Raw genomic sequence first — 16,468 nt, 5'->3', positions numbered from 1 at the left:
GTGATGCTCCGCTGATCACCGGTCTGTACGCTCCCGCACGACCAGTGACCATCACCGGCAGGGGGCACGAAGTGTCGAGTGGCGAGCAGCAAAGCGAAACGCGGGTCCTGCAGGACCCGCCGAAGCCCCGACAGCGTCGTTTGCGGGGCCGGCCGACGGCCGCCGTGGCAGGCGTCATGGCCGGTGTGCTGGTCGGCGCAGGTGGCATGGCCTGGCAGGCAGGCAAACTGCCCATGCAGAAGGAGCCCCGCGCTGCTGCCTGTTGGGGCGCGTTCTCCCACAAGGAGCAGACTGACCTGATGCCGGACCTGGAGGAGGACCGGCTGTGGTCGGAAGAGATACCCGCTCGAGGGGAGTTGACGACGGAGCGCTCCAGGGGCGAATGTCGCCTCGGAAGGGGAGAGCTCGCCCACTCCGTCACCGTGAAGCTGGAGACGGTCAGCAACGGCCGGCCCCAAGCTGACGGTGTCCATGGGCCGCTGTGGGTGAGGGAGAACCTGACAGGTGGCATGACGTCCTTCCAGTCCGGCCACGGCAGACACATCAGCACGGGCGTGACGTCCCCGACGCGGGCGTGGCGCGAAATCCCCGAAAGCTGCCTCAGTGGCCCAGGCTATGGCGAAGACGCCACTCCGTTCATGGTGGTAATCACCCGGGCCAACGGTGTCCGCCTGTCGCAGAAGGATGTGCCGGCTCAAGCCGAGATGGCACGGGCCGTCACCGACGTCGCCAACGCTGCTATGCACCACTACGGCTGCAAAGGCACCCTGCCCACACCAGGCAAACTCCCCCGCCCGCCACGCTATGAGGACGCCAGGCACCGTTTGTGCGGAATCGAGAACCTCGACTGGCCGCAGGAGGTGAACCCTCGGTCACCGTACGACCGGAGCTCGAAGGGCTCCCGACACGGGGTGCGTACCTGTGAGGTCAACCCCGAGGGATTGGAAGGACGCGAGGGGCTCTTCACCACCATCGCCGATCCCCGTCTCGCTCATGCTTACGACGACGCCGCCCTGTATGGCGGCCCGGAAATCCGGGCCGCCGGCTCCCCCAAGGTGTTCGGGACACTGAACGCCACGCAGGCCGTCGTACAAATGCCCTGCAAGGGCGACGACGTCGTGGCCTTCACCGCGAGGCCCCCGGCCACCGAGGGCGACGGCGGGGCGGCCGGCCGACAGGCGGTACGGAAGATGTTCCCCCGCTACGTCACCGCTGAGACCAAACGCCTCGGCTGCAAAGACCACCCCCAGCTCAAGATGCCCGTCTTCTCTGACTGACAGTGCCCTGGCGCCGCCCGCTCAGCCGGTGGACCTATCGAACCGTAGTGGCTCTGGCTCAACTTCTGTGATGTCGGATTTCACCGAAGCCAGTCGCATTCAATGCAGTCGACACGGGTTGTGTCGGGGAACTGGTCCGCCTGTATCTCTAGTCGGTGTCAGTCGCTGCCAGTACTGCGATCCGGCGGCGGTCGGCAGAGAGGGTGGCTATGCCGTAGTCGGCGGAAATGTCGTTGTGGAACCAGTCCGCATCGGCCTCGAAGTGGAACCAGGTGCACTGCCGGGCCTGGTACTCCACCTCCTCCACACTCGCGCCCACCCGAGTGCCGCTGAGCCCCGCCATCGAACGCCATGCCCAAAGTCGCCCGAAGGCGCCCTGCACGCCCGAGCCGTACATACCGCCCATCGATGCGGTGGCAAAGAGCATGCTCCAGATTCCGTCTGCCGGGCGGACCGCGATCTCAAAGCGCCCCGTGGGTCCGAGACCGTCGACACAGTCCATAGGCAGGGTCGGCAGCAAGGCGGGCACCTGGTCGGGGGTGATGGCTTCGTCGAGCATGAAAACCCAGGCCCCGTAGTCACCCCATTCGCCCGCCTGCACAGCAGCGACGATGGTCTCGTAGACATCCACGGTGGCGATGTCCCGAAGGGCGGACCGCTCGGACGTGCGTGGTGTCGGCGGGTCCATCCGACCCTCGCTGGGTAGATTGGCCGGCCCTCCGCGGGCGGAGCCGCGTATCGAGCGGCTCGGAAAGTCGACATCGGACTCAAATGCGCTGAGGTGCACCGGGAGCCAGGCCAGAGCATGCCAGCCGGGCCGTTCGAGCGGCCAGGAGCGCAGCGGCGGGAACTTGTCGATATCCACGCCACGGAGCACCAATTCGTGGAAGAGGCAGGCGCGCAGCTCGTCCAGCCGGCCCCACTCGCGGCGGTCGAAGACGGTGGCTGCCAGGTCGGTGACGTACTGGTGCTCTGCGAGGAGCGACGCGACAAAGCGCGGCAGGAGGCCGGAACCCGAAGTGGATGGGCGCTTTTCATCAAGGAGTCGGCACAGCTGTACGAGGCTGGCGCGGCCAGGGGTTAGGGCGAGCACCCTTACCACGTAGGCAAGTTGGCGCTCGTACTCACGCACCTGCTCGACAGCGGCCGCGTGCCGGTCGGCCAGCTGCGAGCCCAGCTCGCGCACGTACGAGGGGTCACCTTGCGCGGCGCGCTGTTCGGCCTGGCCCCATACGAGACTTCCGAGATCATCCTTGGCGTCTTCCACGGTGTGTCACCCTATGCCGGGCGGGATTCGGTGGCCCGGACCAGGGCCGGAGCACCGCCCCGCACCGCAGACAAGCTGGCAGCGACCCGGGCACGAGCGTGCATGGCACACCACCACAGAAGTTGAGCCAGAACCTGAGTTTGGGAGGCACCAAGTCTCTTGCCGGGGCAGCATCGGGGTGCTCTTGGTGAAAGGGCCTGGTCATGCCGCACTACCGTGACGGCCCGGCACCCCAACCACACGGTGCAGACCCGCGCCCCGCACGCCTACCTGCGCTGGCGCAACGCCTACGCCCGCCACCCGACGTCCGCGCCGCTCAGCGTCGCGAACGCGCGCGGATCCGCAGTGAGAAAGGCATCCGTCGGGGCGGCCGGGCGGTCCGGGCCACGGCCTGACACCGGACACCGCCGAGCCCCGGTCGCAGCACTACCGGGCGGCGAGATCCGCTTCGACATTACCTGCCATAACCGACAGGATCCGTACGGTTTCGGTGTACTGCTCGGGGGTCAGACCCTTGAGCACCACTGCGCGGGTTGCATCAACACGTGCCGCGATGTTCGCGTGAGCGGCGCGTCCCTCGTCGGCGAGAACGACGGGGTTCCGCTCGAGGGACGGGCCTGGACGGATCCATCCGCGGGCGGTGACGTCCTCCAGGACCCTGTCCAGGTCCGGCTCGCCTGGTGCCCAGAAGGGGGCGAGGGCGGCTATGAGCCCGTCGCGGGTGGCTTCGCCGCGAGCCAGGGTATTGAGGATCTGCCAGTGCCGGCGTCCGAGACCGAGGTCGGCAAGGGTTGCGTCGAACTGCTCCTCCAACAGGTTGTGCAGGTGCTTGAGCCAGTAGCCGATGGGCTTGGGCGTGTCCACGAACCCTCCAAGTCATATGTAGAATGACATGTACTTGTCTTCAACTATGCACGGAGGGGTTGTGGCGGGCAAGCCGAGTGTGGACGTGGCAGACATTGAGACGGCCGTCGTCGCCTTGCGCCGCAGCCGACAGCGCCGTGCACTGGCGAGGCTGGCGGAGCGTCACGGCGAACACACCGGGCTGCCCGACGCTGTCTTCGAGCTGCTCGACGCGGTCGAGGCGGCCGAGGGGCAAGGTTCGGCGATGACCGTTACCGAGGTCGCGGCCCTGCTCGGCGTCGACCAGCCCAGGTCAAGCCGACTCGCCTCGCAGGCCCTCCAGGCCGGGCTGCTGCGACGAGAGGCGGACCAGCACGACGGCCGCCGGTCGTTGCTGACCCTCACCCCCGAGGGGCGAGATGTACTCACGCGGATTCGAACATTCCGCCGCGAGGTCATCGCCGAGGCCACAGCCGGCTGGACCGCCGAAGACCGAGCCGCCCTTGCCCACCTCTTGACCCGCTTCGTACGGGACTTCTCGGCAATCACGCCACACTGACGCTGGCCGGGAACAACAACCCGGCACACCTTTCCGGTCACAGCACCAGGGCCTGTCCAGCGGATCTTGCCGGACAGGCCCTGGCCCCGAGGAGGGCTCAGGGTCGCTTGAGCGTGAAGGTGGAGTCGCGATGCCGGGAGCGAACCAGGACGGGCGCGGGTGTCCACCGGCCGCGGTGCGCCCGGGGCGGCGGCGGACCGTACGGCGACTGCCAAGCGGGGCGCTCGACCTGGTCCGGGCCGCCCGTGTGGCCGAAGGCATGAGCGGCTTCCCGTACCGCCTCGGCAAACTGGAAAGATGCCCGCGCGATGTCACGGAGATGCTGGACGGGGACGCTGGAGGCCGGAGTGGTCATCGAAGACGTGAATTCGCCGGAGGGCTTGCCGCTCAGCCAGCTTGCCGAAACGAACTTCCCCTCCGTGATCAGTCTCCCGACCTCGGCCCGTGAAAGACCGCAACCTTCAGCGATCAGTCGCACCGGCCGGACAGGAATCCGCGCCGCAAGGCGGACCGAGACGTCGATCACCTCGCAGTCCAGGTGATCCGATCCGTCGGTGTCGAGGCGCCAGGAGTTGTCCCAGTCGAGGGCAATACGATTACGGCGCCGCGCGACCGGATCCCGGAGCAGCTCAGCTGCCAGGCCATGGTCGTTGTCATGCAGCCGGTCCAGCAGCTCAGGTCGTATGGAGCGCACATTCATCCGCTCCAGGACCGTGAGCTTCGCCAATTCCCTGCAAGCAGTACAGAGCGCGAGGAGCCAGGCGTCGATGAGCTTGTGGTTCGCGTTGACGCGAAATCGACCGCTTGCCCGGAAGCGCTCGGCCACGCACGCGTGACAACGACGGAGAACGAGCGACAGGCAGGTGGGTACGACCACCCAGGTTTTGAGCACAGAAATACACCGGTTTCAGTGAGAAGTCCGCAGCAAAAAGGAGCGCGGCGCACATGCGCGACGCGCGACGATTCAACGCTCGGGAGGTCTCACAGGGTGTACAACGGCACGTCCTTGACTAGACGACTTGGTCCGGCAGCACGGTAATGGCACACAGCGGCGCTGCTCCACTGGTTTTCGAGCGCCTCACCGCCAGGTTCCGATCCCTCGCTGACTACCGTGCACGGAAGGCCGCACTAATGACGGGACCTGAGGGCTACTCCTGGGCCATGGCGGCGCGAGCCGCCTTCATGAGGTCCTGCCCAGCGACGAACCAGCCACGTTCTCCGCCCGCCCCGACTCCTGAAGCGCCTGAATCTTCGCTGCGTCGGACTGCCGCACGGCCTCCCGCCGCGACTCCGGCTCGTCCCCGGTGTACGCCGCTAGGCACTGTCCGACGGGTCGTGTGACCAGGTCGGCAGTCGCATCATCTCCGGCTGGTGTGGGCGGGGTGATCTTTCGGATCGGTAGTGGGCTCGGCTTGAGCCCCACTTGCCGAAGAACATGGGACGAGGCGGGCGTTGGAAGAGTCATCGCAGGTGATCAACGGCATTCTCTTCCGGCAGCGGACCGGTGGAGAAATTGTCCATACCTGTGGATCGAGCGTTCTAGACTCCCTGGATGACCAGCGATCTTTTCCAGCTCACCGTCCTGGGGTCCGCGACGCCCTATGCGAGCGTGGACAACCCCTGCTCCGGCTACCTGGTGTCCAGCGGCGGTACCCGGGTCTGGGTGGATGCGGGCAGCGGGACGCTGGCCCAGCTGCAACGGCATGTCCGGCTGAATGAGCTGGACGGGATCTGGATCTCGCACCTGCACGCCGATCACAGCGCAGACCTGCTTACTGCTTACTACGGTGCGCTCTTCGCGGACGTGCAACTCACCGCGCCCATCCCGCTGTACGGCCCGCCGGGCATCGCTGACCGGCTGGCACACTTCCTCACCAACACCTCGACCCGCAGCCCGGTCGAATCCGCTTTCGCTGTCCATGAACTGCACGACGGGCATCAGGTGCACGTCGGCGCACTCACTTTGACCAGCCGGGCAGTGGCGCACGGCATCCCGGCCTTTGCCGTGCGCATCGAGGCCGGGGACCGGTCGTTGGTCTACTCCGGGGACACGGCGCCGTGTCCCAGCCTCACGCAGCTGGCCGAGGGGTGCGACGTGCTGCTGTGCGAGGCCGAGAGCGCGCAGGCGCCGGCCGAGGGCGAACGAGTGCACCACACGCCAGAGGACACCGGCGAGACGGCCGGCGCAGCCCGGGTGGACCGGTTGATCGTCACGCACGTCGGCCGCTTCCTCACCCCGCAGCAGGCGGTGGCACGCGCTTCGGCCCGGTTCGCCGGTCCCGTCGACTACGCCGCCCCCGGTGCCACCTTCTCGATCGATTAGGCCGCGACTGCCCCAGGGCGTTCGACGAGGTGGCCTCGTTCGAAGCGGGCTCCGGCGCGGACCAGGGCGACGAGGTGGGGCGAGTTCACGGCCCGCCTGCGGGCCTGGGCGGACTCGACCAGCTTGAGCACCATCGCGAGGGCGGCGGCGCGAGAGCCGGGACCGCGGGTGACCTTGGTCCGCAGGCGGACCGTGGAGAAGGTCGACTCGATCGGATTCGTGGTCCGCAGGTGGACCCAGTTCTCGGCGGGGAAGTCGTAGAACGCGAGGAGTTCGGCTTCGTCTCCTTGCTGCCGTTCCCGCGCACGCCGATCAGGACCAGGACCCGACCGACGGTGCAACGTCGGCCTGCTCGATACCAGTCGATCGATCACTCGGGAAGGATCGATCACTCGGGAAGGTACGCCCTTCGCGTGCCCTCACGAGCCGATCCGCAGGTATGTAACGGCTTCCGGAAGCCCCAGCCGACGACGTTTCTCCACTTCAGAGTTACGAACGGTCCGCTAAATCACTGGTATTGGGGCTAGAGGCCGGATCCGAGGCGTTACCCAGTTGCCGCCCTGGTTGGTCAGGACGGGATGCCGGCCATGGCTGTTTCCACCAAGTCATGGCCCAGGTCGAACCGGATACCGTCTGGGTTGGTCAGGCCGTAGTCGGCGTACCAGGTGGCGTCGGCTTCTGGGTGCGGCCCGACGACGGAGACCTGTCCCTTTCCGTAGGGCGCCAGGACCGCGGCCGACAGGCCGTTGTCGTATGTGGCGATCACCGAGGCGGCGGCCTTGTCGGCCAGCTTGAAGTACGGCCCGTCCTGGAAGTACATGTGCCGCCGTCGGCCGCGCCAGCGGACGGGGATGACGGTGTCCGCCGGCGTGTGCACCGAGGCACCCTTGGAGGCGATGTACGCGTCGGTGTCACCGGGCAGGAGACCGAAGCCGGGGCTGTGGCCGGCCAGATAGCCGCCCAGGCAGAAGCCGAGGTAGCGGCCTCCGCCCCGCACCCAACGGCGGAGCGGGTCGGCGAAAGCGCTCATCTCCTTCCAAGCGGCTGTCAGGTCGTCCCCACCGCCCGGCTGGGCGTAGACAGCCGCCTGTGCCAGTGCCGACGCCGTCAGCGGCACCGCTTCCCCAGGGCCGCAATACCGCACACGTGGCCGTGCCGGCGCGCTACGCAGCAGCGCGGCCACCGCCTCCGCGCAGCCCCCGCAAGCCGCCGGGCCCCGGTAGACGAGCGCACGCGGTCGATCGTGAGACGGCTGCGGCCCACACGCGGATTGAACGGTCATCACGGCAGCTGCCGGGAGGGTGAGCGAGAGCAGCCGACGTCGGTTCATGCTGAGAACCTGATGGTGAGCGGCCCGGTTGTCAAATGCGGAAACGTGTGCGGATGTGCTGCCGCAGTGAGGGTCCAGTGCCTACTGACTTCGGCGTGTCAAGGTGATGTTGGGGTGTCGAGTGTCAGGCCGGTTCCGGTGATGAAGCCGTCGAGGATCTCGGGCCGGTGCGGGAGGCGTTTGAGGCGGCTGCGGACGAGAGTCTCCAGGCGGTCGAGGGCGACGACGGCGAGATTGGCCAGGCTGCGTTTGACGTGCGCCCACACACCTTCGACCGGGTTCAGGCCGGGCGAGTAGGCGGGCAGAGGGCCTTCGAGAAAGATCACCCTGGGCCGCTCGCGTGGCCGGCTGACCTGCAAGATCCATCTTGCAGGTGAGGGCGGCCGACGTCCGGTTACGTTCGTCGTCACACCAGGCCAGTGGGGCCACGCCCCGCAACTGATCCCGGTCCTCGAACGCATCCGTGTCCCGCGTCCGGCCGGCGGTCATCCACGCATGCGTCCCGATCACCTGGGTGGCGACAAGGCATACTCGCCCCCGCCGGAATCGCTCGCATCTGCGACGTCGGCAGATGAAGCACACCATTCCCGAGCGCAAGGACCAGCGGGCCAACCGCCAGCGCCGCGGTAGCGCGGGCGGCCGGCCCACCGGCTTCGACAAGACGATCTACAAGCGGCGTAACGAAGTCGAGTGAACGACCAACACGTTCAAAGGCTTTCGTGCTGTAGCCACCCGCTTCGACAAAAGCGGCGTATGTCTTCCACGGCACGGTGGCCGTCGTTGCTATTCGTCTCTGGCTTCGCTCGTGATCCGCCCGACAGTCCTTAGGATGTTTGTTCATGTTCATTCCGTCCAACGCACTCAGCGGCTCCCGTCGTCACCGCCTCATCGTGGGAGGGATGCTGACGCCTTTCATGGCCCTGATGGGGGTGACGCTTTCCAGCGTGGCCGCGAACACCGCCGACCGCCCTCTGCCCATGATCGGCTTCGCCGCACTCGCACTTTCGGCCTTCGCGGTCGCCTGGTGGTGCGCCCGCTACTGGTACGCAGCTCTCCGGGAGACCCCTGAGCCCAAAGCGTGGCCATGGCTCCTGCCTCCGCTCGTACTCATCGTGATCTTCACCGTCGCCGGCATCGGCGCGCTGCAGGACGGGAAGAAGGCGGAGGCCATTGGCATGCTGGTGATGGGCGGCCTGCTCTTCTTGCCGTTCGCCGCAGGGCTCGTAGCGGGCCTAGTTGGTCTTCTCAAACACTGCTCCCGCAGGCGGCACGGACCTGCCGCGGTCCAGAACACCCCCGAGCCGCAACGGCCGTACCGGGCCTGGGGATCGATCGACTGAGAACCGGACTGGTACGACATTGCGGCAGAGCTCAGGCAACAGGCTGATGGCGTTACAGCCTCCCACTCGCCACTGACACGACCGTGCGGCCTGCGGTGTGCCGACGGGGTGGGACGGGAGGTTGGGTCCATGCAGCTTCGCGAACAGCTCCAGCAGCGGGCCGACCAGGACACCGCCGACCCCTCCCCCGTGACATGGCGCGCGGCATGGGAGAGGGCCCTTGCGCTCACGTCCCCGCTCGTCGGGGACCGGGAGCGGCGCCGGAGCGGCGGAGAGGGTTGCTGGCGGCGCTGGGCAAAGGAATGGCGATGATTTCTGTCCCGCAGCCCGGTCGTTACATGGAGAAGACGAGAGGAGAACCGCATGCCCAAGACCGAGCTCGACACCCGCTACAGCTCTGCGACCAACCCCCGTCCCGGCGCGGAGAACGTCACCGCCACCGACTGGGCCGAGGCCCGGCGGCAGCTGGAGGCCGCCGAGATCTTCTGGCTGTCCACTGTGCGGCCCGACGGCCGGCTGCACGTCACGCCGTTGATCGGCGCCTGGCACGACGGAGCGCTCCACTTTTCCACCGGACCGGGGGAGCAGAAGGCGAAGAACCTCGCCCACGATCCGCACTGCGCGCTCACCACGGGGCGGAACGCGCTCACCGAGGGGCTCGACATCATCGTGGAGGGCATGGCGGACCAGGTCACGGACCCGGCGGCGCTGGAGGAGGTCATCGCCGCCCACGAGACGAAGTACGGCGAGCACATGACCTCGCCCGAGGGCACCTTCTACGGGATGGGGGACGGCATCCGAAAGGGCGACGTGTTGGTCTTCGCGGTGGCCCCGGACACGGCGTACGGCTTCGGCAGGGACGGCGGGGTCTACAGCCACACGCGCTGGACCTTCTGAGCGCACGCGGTGCCGTGGCGGGAGGCTCTCCCACCGGCGGTGCCTCTCCTGGTGGCAGTGGGGAGAAGTAGGTTCTCTCCATGCCGTCGTTGAAAGAGGTGCTGCTGGCCCTCGATGAGCACCAGCCCGCGGACTTCGTCATTTACGCAGCCCAGCCCTGGACGGCCGATTCCAGTGCGACAGTGGCGAGCTGGGACGCGCCGCCCCGCAACCTGGCCTACCTCCTGGAAGTGGAGCTCGCCCGCGACGTGCTGCGGGTGTGGTCAGCTTGGCGCGATGGTGCTTCTCCCGGAGTGCTGGAGCGGTGCCCGGCGATCATTCACTACGCCGAGCATGACGCCTACCTGCCCACGTGAAAGGTGCCGGCGTCAGGCTGACTGAGGGCGTCGATGCTGGCGAGGGTCACGGCCTGGGTGAAGCGCCGGACGGCTGGTCAGGGTCGTCCAGAGCGGACAGGAGCTCCAGTCCGGCGTCGGTGACGCCCATGGACGCCAACAGCGGCGGTAAGGGCATCTGCACCGGTCCATCAGGAGTGGCGTCGAAGCCGAGAGCGGCATCCAACAGGACCGTCTCGGCCCCGATGACGGCGCGGCGGCGCTCGAACGCGCTCTGGCTCTCGTGGAGTTCGTGGTCGCGGGCCTGGGGCCGGCGTGCGTCGTTCTGGGTGCGTGCGGCATCCAGGCGGCCGGGCGCGGTCTGGGCGAGGAGGGCGATACTCTCCCAGACCTTGGCCCGGACTCCTTGAACCCACCGGCTTGGCCGCGTTGAGCCCGCGTCCGGCGCCCATCGACTGAGAGAGGAACTGCCATGACGAATGAACCACAGCCTCGCCGCAGGATAGACACCACGGTCCCGCATTCGGCCCGGATCTGGAACTACTGGACAGGGGGCAAGGACTACTACGAAGTCGACCGCATCGCCGGTGACCTCTACATCGACAACTACCCGCCGATGCGCCTCTTTCCCCCGGAGAGCAGGGACTGGCTGCGGCGTGCCGTGACCTTCCTGGCGCGGGATGAACGGGCCAGGCAGTTCCTGGATCTTGGTGCCGGCCTGCCTACCAGCAACAACACCCACGAGATCGCACAACGCATCGCCCCTGAGTGCCGGGTGGTCTACGTCGACCACGACCCGCTTGTGATCAATCACGTTGAAGCACTTCTCACCAGCACGGAGGAAGGCGCTACGGCCTACGTCGAGGAGGACATGGAAAACACGGATCTCGTGCTTCAAGGGGCCAGCAAGACGTTGGATCTGTCCAAGCCCGTCGCCGTGGTCATCAGTGACGTGCTGGGGCACATCGTGAACTGGGACGAGGCTGTCGGGCTGGTGCGGCGCCTGATGGACAGGCTTCCGTCAGGCAGTTGGCTGGCGATGAGTCACTCCACCGCAGCCGACGAAGAACACCGGGCGGTCCAGGAGGAGTACAACCGGAGCGGTGCGATCCCTTATATCTTCCGCGAACCTTCCAAGACGGTGCAGCTCTTCGACGGCCTCGAACTGGTCGACCCCCCTGGGTACACCTCTTGGCCTCGTTGGATGCCTGACGCGGACACTGGGACAGCCACCGACCGGGCGGGCTGGGGCGGAGTCGCGCGCAAGCCATGACGAACGGCACCGCCGCGGCCACCACACGGCCGGCCACCACCGGCCGAGGCCGCCCACCGGGGCTGAGGGAGCAGGCGCGCTCCTCGTGATGGAGGGCTCACACAGACAGCGGCCTGCTCAGACGAAGGTCTTCTCGAAGCCGTCGACGGTTACCTCGCAGGTGCCTCCCATGAGGCCACCGGCGTGGTTGGCGAGTACGTCGGTGTGCGAGCAGGCAGCCTGAGCTTGTCGGCCAGGTCGCGTACCTGCGCGAGATCGGCGAAGCCTGCCGTGTAGTGCCGGGCGCTCAGTTCTTGTGCGGCGGCTGCGGTCTTGGCCGGCGAGCGGCCCTCGAGGACGGCTTCCTCGCCTTGGGCCGCCGGTTTCCGCGCGGCGGCGGCGCCCGATGCCGTCGCCGGCACCGGTACTGACGATCGTCTGCTGGGTCATGAGCGGGATCCTTCGCGGCGGGTTCGTGGGGTGGCGGGATGACGTGGCGACATCGGGACTGGTGAGCCGGTGCTGCCGGTCGCGGTGCCGGTCAGCACCGGCGTTGGAGCCTCAAGCCCGGCCGGTCACGTCCAGGCCGGGCGTGTGCCCTCGGCACCTGGTTCTCCCGGTGTGCCTCCCGTCGGGCACTTGTGGCCGATCAAAAAGTCCTGGGAGCTTCTCAAACGTTCGCTGTACGTTTGCGCAGGCACGTTGGCCGCGATGTTCACGGCAATGGACCGCACCGCACGGCATCCGCACTACAGACCCTGTGTTTCGAGGCTTCCCCACGGTGTTCCTGACAATCAGCACGACCGGTACCCCAGAGCGCCCCGCGACCGACCTCGGGTTTCTGCTGCACAAGCACCCCGACAAGGCGCAGGCGTTCTCCACCTCGTACGGCACGGCTCATGTGTGGTACCCGGAGGCGACGGCGGAGCACTGCACGGCCGCGCTGTTGCTCGAGGTGGACCCTGTGGCGCTGGTGCGGCGAGGCAAGGGCCGGGGCGGGACGCCTGACGCCGCGCTGGCGCAGTACGTCAACGACCGGCCGTACGCCGCTACGTCGCTACTTGCCGTGGCGCTCAGCCGCGTGTTCTCCAGTGCGCTGCACGGGCAGTGCAACGCGCGCCCCGAGCGGGCCGCGCAGCCGCTGCCGCTGCGGATCGAGGTACCCGCGCTGCCCGCGCGCGGCGGTGCCGCGCTGGTGCGGGGATTGTTCGAGCCGCTGGGGTGGACCGTGGCGGTGAGGGCGGTCCCGTTGGACGAGCAGTTCCCGGAGTGGGGGGATTCCCGGTACGTAAGGCTCGTACTGGATGTGCCCGAGGGGAAGTTGACGCTGGCCGAGGCGCTGCGGCATCTCTATGTGCTGCTGCCGGTGCTTGATGACTCCAAGCACTACTGGGTCGCGCCCGACGAGGTCGACAAGCTGTTGCGGGCCGGTGAGGGCTGGCTCGCGGAGCACCCGGAGCAGCGGCTGATCACGAGCCGCTACCTGTCGCGGCGATGGTCGCTGACCCGGGAGGCGAGGGAGCGGCTCGCGCTGTTGCGGCTCGCCGACGCGGATGACACGGACGTCGAGGAGATCGACAACGCAGTGGCCGACTGCGTGGGCTTCGACGACACGAAGGAACGGCCCACGCCGCTTGCCGTGCAGCGACGGGAGGCGATCCTCGCGGCGCTCGGTGCGGCCGGGGCGAGGCGGGTGCTCGATCTGGGCTGTGGACAGGGGCAGCTGTTGCAGGAGCTGCTCAAGGACGCACGGTACGTGGAGATCGTGGGCGTGGATGTGTCGATGCGGGCGCTCACCGTAGCCGCGCGGCGGCTGAAGCTGGACCGGGTGGGAGAGCGGCAGGCCGAACGCGTAAAGCTCCTCCAGGGGTCGCTCACATACACCGACAAGCGGCTCAAAGGGTACGACGCGGCGGTACTCAGCGAGGTGATCGAGCACGTCGACGTGGAGCGCCTGCCGACCCTTGAGTATGCGGTGTTCGGCTCGGCGCAGCCCCGCATGGTGATCGTGACGACCCCGAACGTCGAGTACAACGTGCGCTGGGAGTCACTGCCTGCCGGGCACGTGCGCCATGGGGACCACCGGTTCGAGTGGACGCGGCAGGAGTTCCGGGCGTGGGCCGGCGGTACCGCGGAGCGGCATGGATACGGCGTGGAGTTCGTGCCCGTGGGAGACGACGACCCTGAGGTGGGGCCGCCCACACAGATGGCGGTCTTCACAAAGAGCGACAGCGATGGGACGGACAGAACGACGGCCGACGAGAGCGAGAAGGGCGTGAAGGCGGCATGACCAACCAGAACATGGGCCCGAACACGGACCCGGGCTGCGAACACGCCTCGCCGGGCGGTGCGGGCCGGGGCTCGGAAGACGGCTCTTCCGGCCCCACCGCCACCGCGCGCAGCGCCCGTAGTCTTCCTGTGACCGACCTCTCCCTCGTCGTCCTCATCGGCGCCACCGGATCCGGTAAGTCCACTTTCGCACGCAGGCACTTCAAGGCCACCGAGGTGATCTCCAGCGACTTCTGCCGCGGGCTCGTCGCCGATGACGAGAACGATCAGAGTGCCAGCAAGGACGCCTTCGACGTGCTGCACTACATCGCGGGCAAGCGGCTCGCGGCGGGCCGTCGCACCGTCGTCGACGCGACCAGCGTGCAGAGCGACAGCCGCAAGCAGCTGATACAGCTGGCCAGGCAGCATGACGTGCTGCCCATCGCCATCGTCCTCGACGTGCCGGAGGCGGTCTGCGCCGAGCGCAACGCCACCCGCGCCGACCGGGTCGGCACGCCGCGTCGGGTCATCGCCCGCCATCAGCGCGAACTGCGCCGCTCGCTTCGGCACTTGGAACGCGAGGGATTCCGCAAGGTCCATATCCTGCGCGGTGTGGAGGAGGTCGAGGGCGCCGAGATCGTCACCGAGAAGCGCTTCAACGACCTCTCCCACCTCGCCGGGCCCTTCGACATCATCGGCGACATCCATGGGTGCGCCAGTGAGCTGGAGTCCCTGCTCGGCAAGCTCGGGTACGTCGACGGGGTGCACCCCGAGGGGCGTACGGCCGTCTTCGTGGGCGACCTCGTCGACCGAGGCCCGGACACCCCGGGTGTGCTGCGGCGCGTGATGGACATGGTCGCGTCCGGGAACGCACTGTGCGTGCCCGGCAACCACGAGAACAAGCTCGGCCGCCATCTCAAGGGCCGCAAGGTCCAGCGTACGCACGGACTCGCCGAGACCATTGAGCAGTTGGAGGGCGAGGGTGAGGACTTCCGCGTGCGGGTGCGGGAGTTCGTGGACGGGCTCGTCAGTCACTACGTTCTCGATGGGGGCAGGCTCGTCGTCTGCCACGCCGGGCTGCCGGAGAAGTACCACGGGCGTACGTCGGGGCGGGTGCGCTCGCATGCGCTGTACGGGGATACGACCGGCGAGACCGATGAGTTCGGGTTGCCTGTGCGCTACCCGTGGGCCGAGGAGTACCGCGGAAAGGCAGCCGTCGTGTACGGACACACGCCCGTGCCCACCGCGTCCTGGCTGAACAACACGATCTGTCTGGACACCGGCGTCGTCTTCGGCGGCAGACTCACCGCGCTGCGCTGGCCGGAGCGCGAACTGGTCGATGTGCCGGCCGACAAGGTCTGGTACGAGCCGGTCAAGCCGCTGCGCACCGAGGCCCCCGGCGGCGGTCATGCCGGGCGGCCCCTCGATCTCGGCGACGTCCACGGCCGCCGCGTGGTGGAGACCCGCCACCTGGGGCGCGTGTCCGTACGCGAGGAGAACGCGGCCGCGGCCCTTGAGGTGATGAGCCGGTTCGCCGTCGACCCACGCGTCATGCCGTATCTGCCGCCGACGATGGCGCCGACGGCGACCTCGCAGCGCGGCGCCCGCGGCGGAACCGCGGAAGAACTCTTTCTGGAGCACCCGGACGAGGCCTTCGCGCAGTACGCGTCGGACGGTGTCGCGCGCGTGGTGTGCGAGGAGAAGCACATGGGGTCGCGCGCGGTGGCCCTGGTGTGCCGGGATGCGGAGGTGGCACGGAAGCGGTTCGGGCTCGACGCTACGTCGTCGGTCACGGGGGCGCTGTACACCCGTACCGGTCGTCCCTTCTTCACAGAGCCCATGGGCGGCTCCGCCGCCGGCCACTCCATCACTGAGGAAATCATCAGCCGGGTCCGCACCGCCGTCGCCGAGGCCGGGCTCTGGGACGAGCTCGCGACCGACTGGCTGCTGCTCGATGCCGAGTTGATGCCGTGGTCGCTGAAGGCTTCCGGTCTGCTGCGCACGCAGTACGCGGCTGTGGGAGCCGCCTCCAAGGCGGCCTTCCCCAGCGCCGTGGCCGCCCTCGAAGCGGCTGCCGCGCGTGGGGTCGACGTCCAGGTCCTGCTGGCCGAGCAGCGCGAACGTGCCGCCGACGCCGCGGCGTTCACGGACGCCTACCGGCGGTACTGCTGGACGACCGACGGCTTGGACGGTGTGCGCCTCGCGCCGTTCCAGGTCCTGGCCGTGCAGGGCCGCTCGCTCGCGGCGTTGCCGCATGATGAGCAACTGGCCTTGATCGACAGGGCGGTTGAGAAGGACCAGTCGGGTCTGCTGCAAACCACGCGGCGTCTCTTTGTCGACACCAGCGACGAGACGTCGATGCAGGCGGGGGTCGACTGGTGGCTGGAGATGACCAGCCGTGGTGGCGAAGGCATGGTCGTGAAGCCCGTCGAGGCGATGGTGCGCGACAGCCAGGGACGTCTGGTGCAGCCCGGCGTCAAGTGCCGGGGGCGTGAGTACCTGCGGATCATCTACGGGCCGGAGTACACGCGGCCGGACAACCTCGCGCGGCTGCGGGGGCGCTTCTTGAATCACAAGCGGTCACTTGCGATCCGTGAGTATGCGCTGGGGCTCGAGGCCCTGGACCGGCTTGCGGAGGGAGAGCCGTTGTGGCGGATCCATGAGGCGGTGTTCGCGGTGCTGGCGTTGGAGTCAGAGCCGGTCGATCCGCGTCTGTAGGGGGCCGCGTTCTCGAGCAGCCGGCGGAGCGGCGGCACCTCCCCTCGCGGAGCGGAGCT

At 68.1% G+C, this 16,468-nt stretch carries 13 protein-coding genes and 6 pseudogenes; 12 read left to right on the top strand and 7 right to left on the bottom strand.

The window, feature by feature from the left end:
- The first annotated feature begins 44 nt into the window (after positions 1-44).
- Complete coding sequence (locus tag ACTWQF_RS18275) at positions 45-1,277, top strand: hypothetical protein (RefSeq protein WP_443280472.1); 1,233 nt, start codon at positions 45-47, stop codon at positions 1,275-1,277.
- Positions 1,278-1,425: 148 nt separating this feature from the next.
- Here the strand turns inward: ACTWQF_RS18275 and ACTWQF_RS18270 are convergent, their stop codons facing one another.
- Positions 1,426-2,544, bottom strand: a complete 1,119-nt coding sequence (locus tag ACTWQF_RS18270; RefSeq protein ID WP_443280471.1) for a DUF6183 family protein — start codon at positions 2,542-2,544, stop codon at positions 1,426-1,428.
- A 225-nt stretch (positions 2,545-2,769) separates the two neighbouring features.
- Here ACTWQF_RS18270 and ACTWQF_RS18265 point away from each other — a divergent pair.
- Positions 2,770-2,939 (top strand): annotated as a pseudogene (locus ACTWQF_RS18265) (IS630 family transposase); the annotation flags it as partial.
- 31 nt (positions 2,940-2,970) lie between these two features.
- Here the strand turns inward: ACTWQF_RS18265 and ACTWQF_RS18260 are convergent.
- Positions 2,971-3,408: a MarR family winged helix-turn-helix transcriptional regulator gene (locus ACTWQF_RS18260; protein WP_443280470.1), complete on the bottom strand. Its 438-nt coding sequence runs from the start codon at positions 3,406-3,408 to the stop codon at positions 2,971-2,973.
- A gap of 85 nt (positions 3,409-3,493) precedes the next feature.
- Between ACTWQF_RS18260 and ACTWQF_RS18255 the strand changes: the two genes are divergently transcribed.
- On the top strand, positions 3,494-3,946 hold the full coding sequence (locus ACTWQF_RS18255; RefSeq protein ID WP_443280468.1) for a MarR family winged helix-turn-helix transcriptional regulator: 453 nt from the start codon (positions 3,494-3,496) through the stop codon (positions 3,944-3,946).
- Positions 3,947-4,298: 352 nt separating this feature from the next.
- On the opposite strand, the pseudogene ACTWQF_RS18250 reads toward ACTWQF_RS18255, so the two are convergent.
- Positions 4,299-4,838: pseudogene (locus tag ACTWQF_RS18250) on the bottom strand (DUF1062 domain-containing protein); the annotation flags it as partial.
- 468 nt (positions 4,839-5,306) lie between these two features.
- On the opposite strand from ACTWQF_RS18250, the pseudogene ACTWQF_RS18245 reads away from it, so the two are divergent.
- Both ACTWQF_RS18245 and ACTWQF_RS18240 read left to right on the top strand, forming a co-directional pair.
- Positions 5,307-5,452, top strand: a pseudogene (locus ACTWQF_RS18245) (transposase); the annotation flags it as partial.
- A 46-nt stretch (positions 5,453-5,498) separates the two neighbouring features.
- Positions 5,499-6,269, top strand: coding sequence for an MBL fold metallo-hydrolase (locus tag ACTWQF_RS18240; RefSeq protein ID WP_443280467.1), 771 nt, complete (start codon positions 5,499-5,501; stop codon positions 6,267-6,269).
- Here the strand turns inward: ACTWQF_RS18240 and ACTWQF_RS18235 are convergent.
- From ACTWQF_RS18235 to ACTWQF_RS18225, 3 genes and pseudogenes are all read right to left on the bottom strand, one after another.
- Positions 6,266-6,547 (bottom strand): annotated as a pseudogene (locus ACTWQF_RS18235) (transposase); the annotation flags it as partial. The gene ACTWQF_RS18240 and the pseudogene ACTWQF_RS18235 sit on opposite strands and share 4 nt — an antisense overlap.
- A gap of 290 nt (positions 6,548-6,837) precedes the next feature.
- On the bottom strand, positions 6,838-7,386 hold the full coding sequence (locus ACTWQF_RS18230) for a BPL-N domain-containing protein (RefSeq protein ID WP_443280466.1): 549 nt from the start codon (positions 7,384-7,386) through the stop codon (positions 6,838-6,840).
- Between the two features lie 311 nt (positions 7,387-7,697).
- Positions 7,698-7,904, bottom strand: a pseudogene (locus tag ACTWQF_RS18225) (IS630 family transposase); the annotation flags it as partial.
- Positions 7,905-7,926: 22 nt separating this feature from the next.
- Here ACTWQF_RS18225 and ACTWQF_RS18220 point away from each other — a divergent pair.
- The 5 genes and pseudogenes from ACTWQF_RS18220 to ACTWQF_RS18200 form a co-directional block, all read left to right on the top strand.
- A pseudogene (locus ACTWQF_RS18220) lies at positions 7,927-8,408 on the top strand (IS5 family transposase); the annotation flags it as partial.
- Positions 8,409-8,438: 30 nt separating this feature from the next.
- Positions 8,439-8,939 (top strand): hypothetical protein, encoded by a 501-nt coding sequence (locus ACTWQF_RS18215; RefSeq protein WP_443280465.1) that lies wholly within the window; start codon positions 8,439-8,441, stop codon positions 8,937-8,939.
- A gap of 363 nt (positions 8,940-9,302) precedes the next feature.
- A complete protein-coding gene (locus tag ACTWQF_RS18210) occupies positions 9,303-9,836 on the top strand; it encodes a pyridoxamine 5'-phosphate oxidase family protein (protein ID WP_443280464.1) in 534 nt (177 codons plus the stop codon).
- A gap of 80 nt (positions 9,837-9,916) precedes the next feature.
- Positions 9,917-10,192, top strand: coding sequence for a hypothetical protein (locus ACTWQF_RS18205; RefSeq protein ID WP_443280463.1), 276 nt, complete (start codon positions 9,917-9,919; stop codon positions 10,190-10,192).
- Between the two features lie 451 nt (positions 10,193-10,643).
- Entirely contained in the window at positions 10,644-11,444 is an 801-nt protein-coding gene (locus tag ACTWQF_RS18200) for an SAM-dependent methyltransferase (RefSeq protein WP_443280462.1), read from the top strand.
- Positions 11,445-11,593: 149 nt separating this feature from the next.
- Here ACTWQF_RS18200 and ACTWQF_RS18195 read toward each other — a convergent pair whose 3' ends face one another.
- The gene (locus tag ACTWQF_RS18195) at positions 11,594-11,845 is read right to left on the bottom strand and encodes a hypothetical protein (protein ID WP_443280461.1); all 252 of its coding nucleotides are present in this window, start codon (positions 11,843-11,845) and stop codon (positions 11,594-11,596) included.
- A 359-nt stretch (positions 11,846-12,204) separates the two neighbouring features.
- Between ACTWQF_RS18195 and ACTWQF_RS18190 the strand changes: the two genes are divergently transcribed.
- The gene (locus tag ACTWQF_RS18190) at positions 12,205-13,713 is read left to right on the top strand and encodes a 3' terminal RNA ribose 2'-O-methyltransferase Hen1 (protein WP_443280460.1); all 1,509 of its coding nucleotides are present in this window, start codon (positions 12,205-12,207) and stop codon (positions 13,711-13,713) included.
- Complete coding sequence (locus ACTWQF_RS18185; protein ID WP_443280459.1) at positions 13,710-16,409, top strand: polynucleotide kinase-phosphatase; 2,700 nt, start codon at positions 13,710-13,712, stop codon at positions 16,407-16,409. Before ACTWQF_RS18190 ends, ACTWQF_RS18185 begins: the two co-directional genes overlap by 4 nt.
- Positions 16,410-16,468 lie beyond the last annotated feature (59 nt).

This window comes from Streptomyces sp. 8N114 (assembly GCF_052245835.1).
Taxonomy (GTDB): domain Bacteria; phylum Actinomycetota; class Actinomycetes; order Streptomycetales; family Streptomycetaceae; genus Streptomyces.
This window is presented reverse-complemented; position numbering and strand designations above follow the sequence as displayed.

Coding starts and splice junctions, on each gene's coding strand:
- ACTWQF_RS18215 (WP_443280465.1), top strand. CDS start 8,439: ATGTTCATTCCGTCCAACGCACTCAGCGGCTCCCGTCGTCACCGCCTC.
- ACTWQF_RS18185 (WP_443280459.1), top strand. CDS start 13,710: ATGACCAACCAGAACATGGGCCCGAACACGGACCCGGGCTGCGAACAC.
- ACTWQF_RS18240 (WP_443280467.1), top strand. CDS start 5,499: ATGACCAGCGATCTTTTCCAGCTCACCGTCCTGGGGTCCGCGACGCCC.
- ACTWQF_RS18205 (WP_443280463.1), top strand. CDS start 9,917: ATGCCGTCGTTGAAAGAGGTGCTGCTGGCCCTCGATGAGCACCAGCCC.
- ACTWQF_RS18210 (WP_443280464.1), top strand. CDS start 9,303: ATGCCCAAGACCGAGCTCGACACCCGCTACAGCTCTGCGACCAACCCC.
- ACTWQF_RS18200 (WP_443280462.1), top strand. CDS start 10,644: ATGACGAATGAACCACAGCCTCGCCGCAGGATAGACACCACGGTCCCG.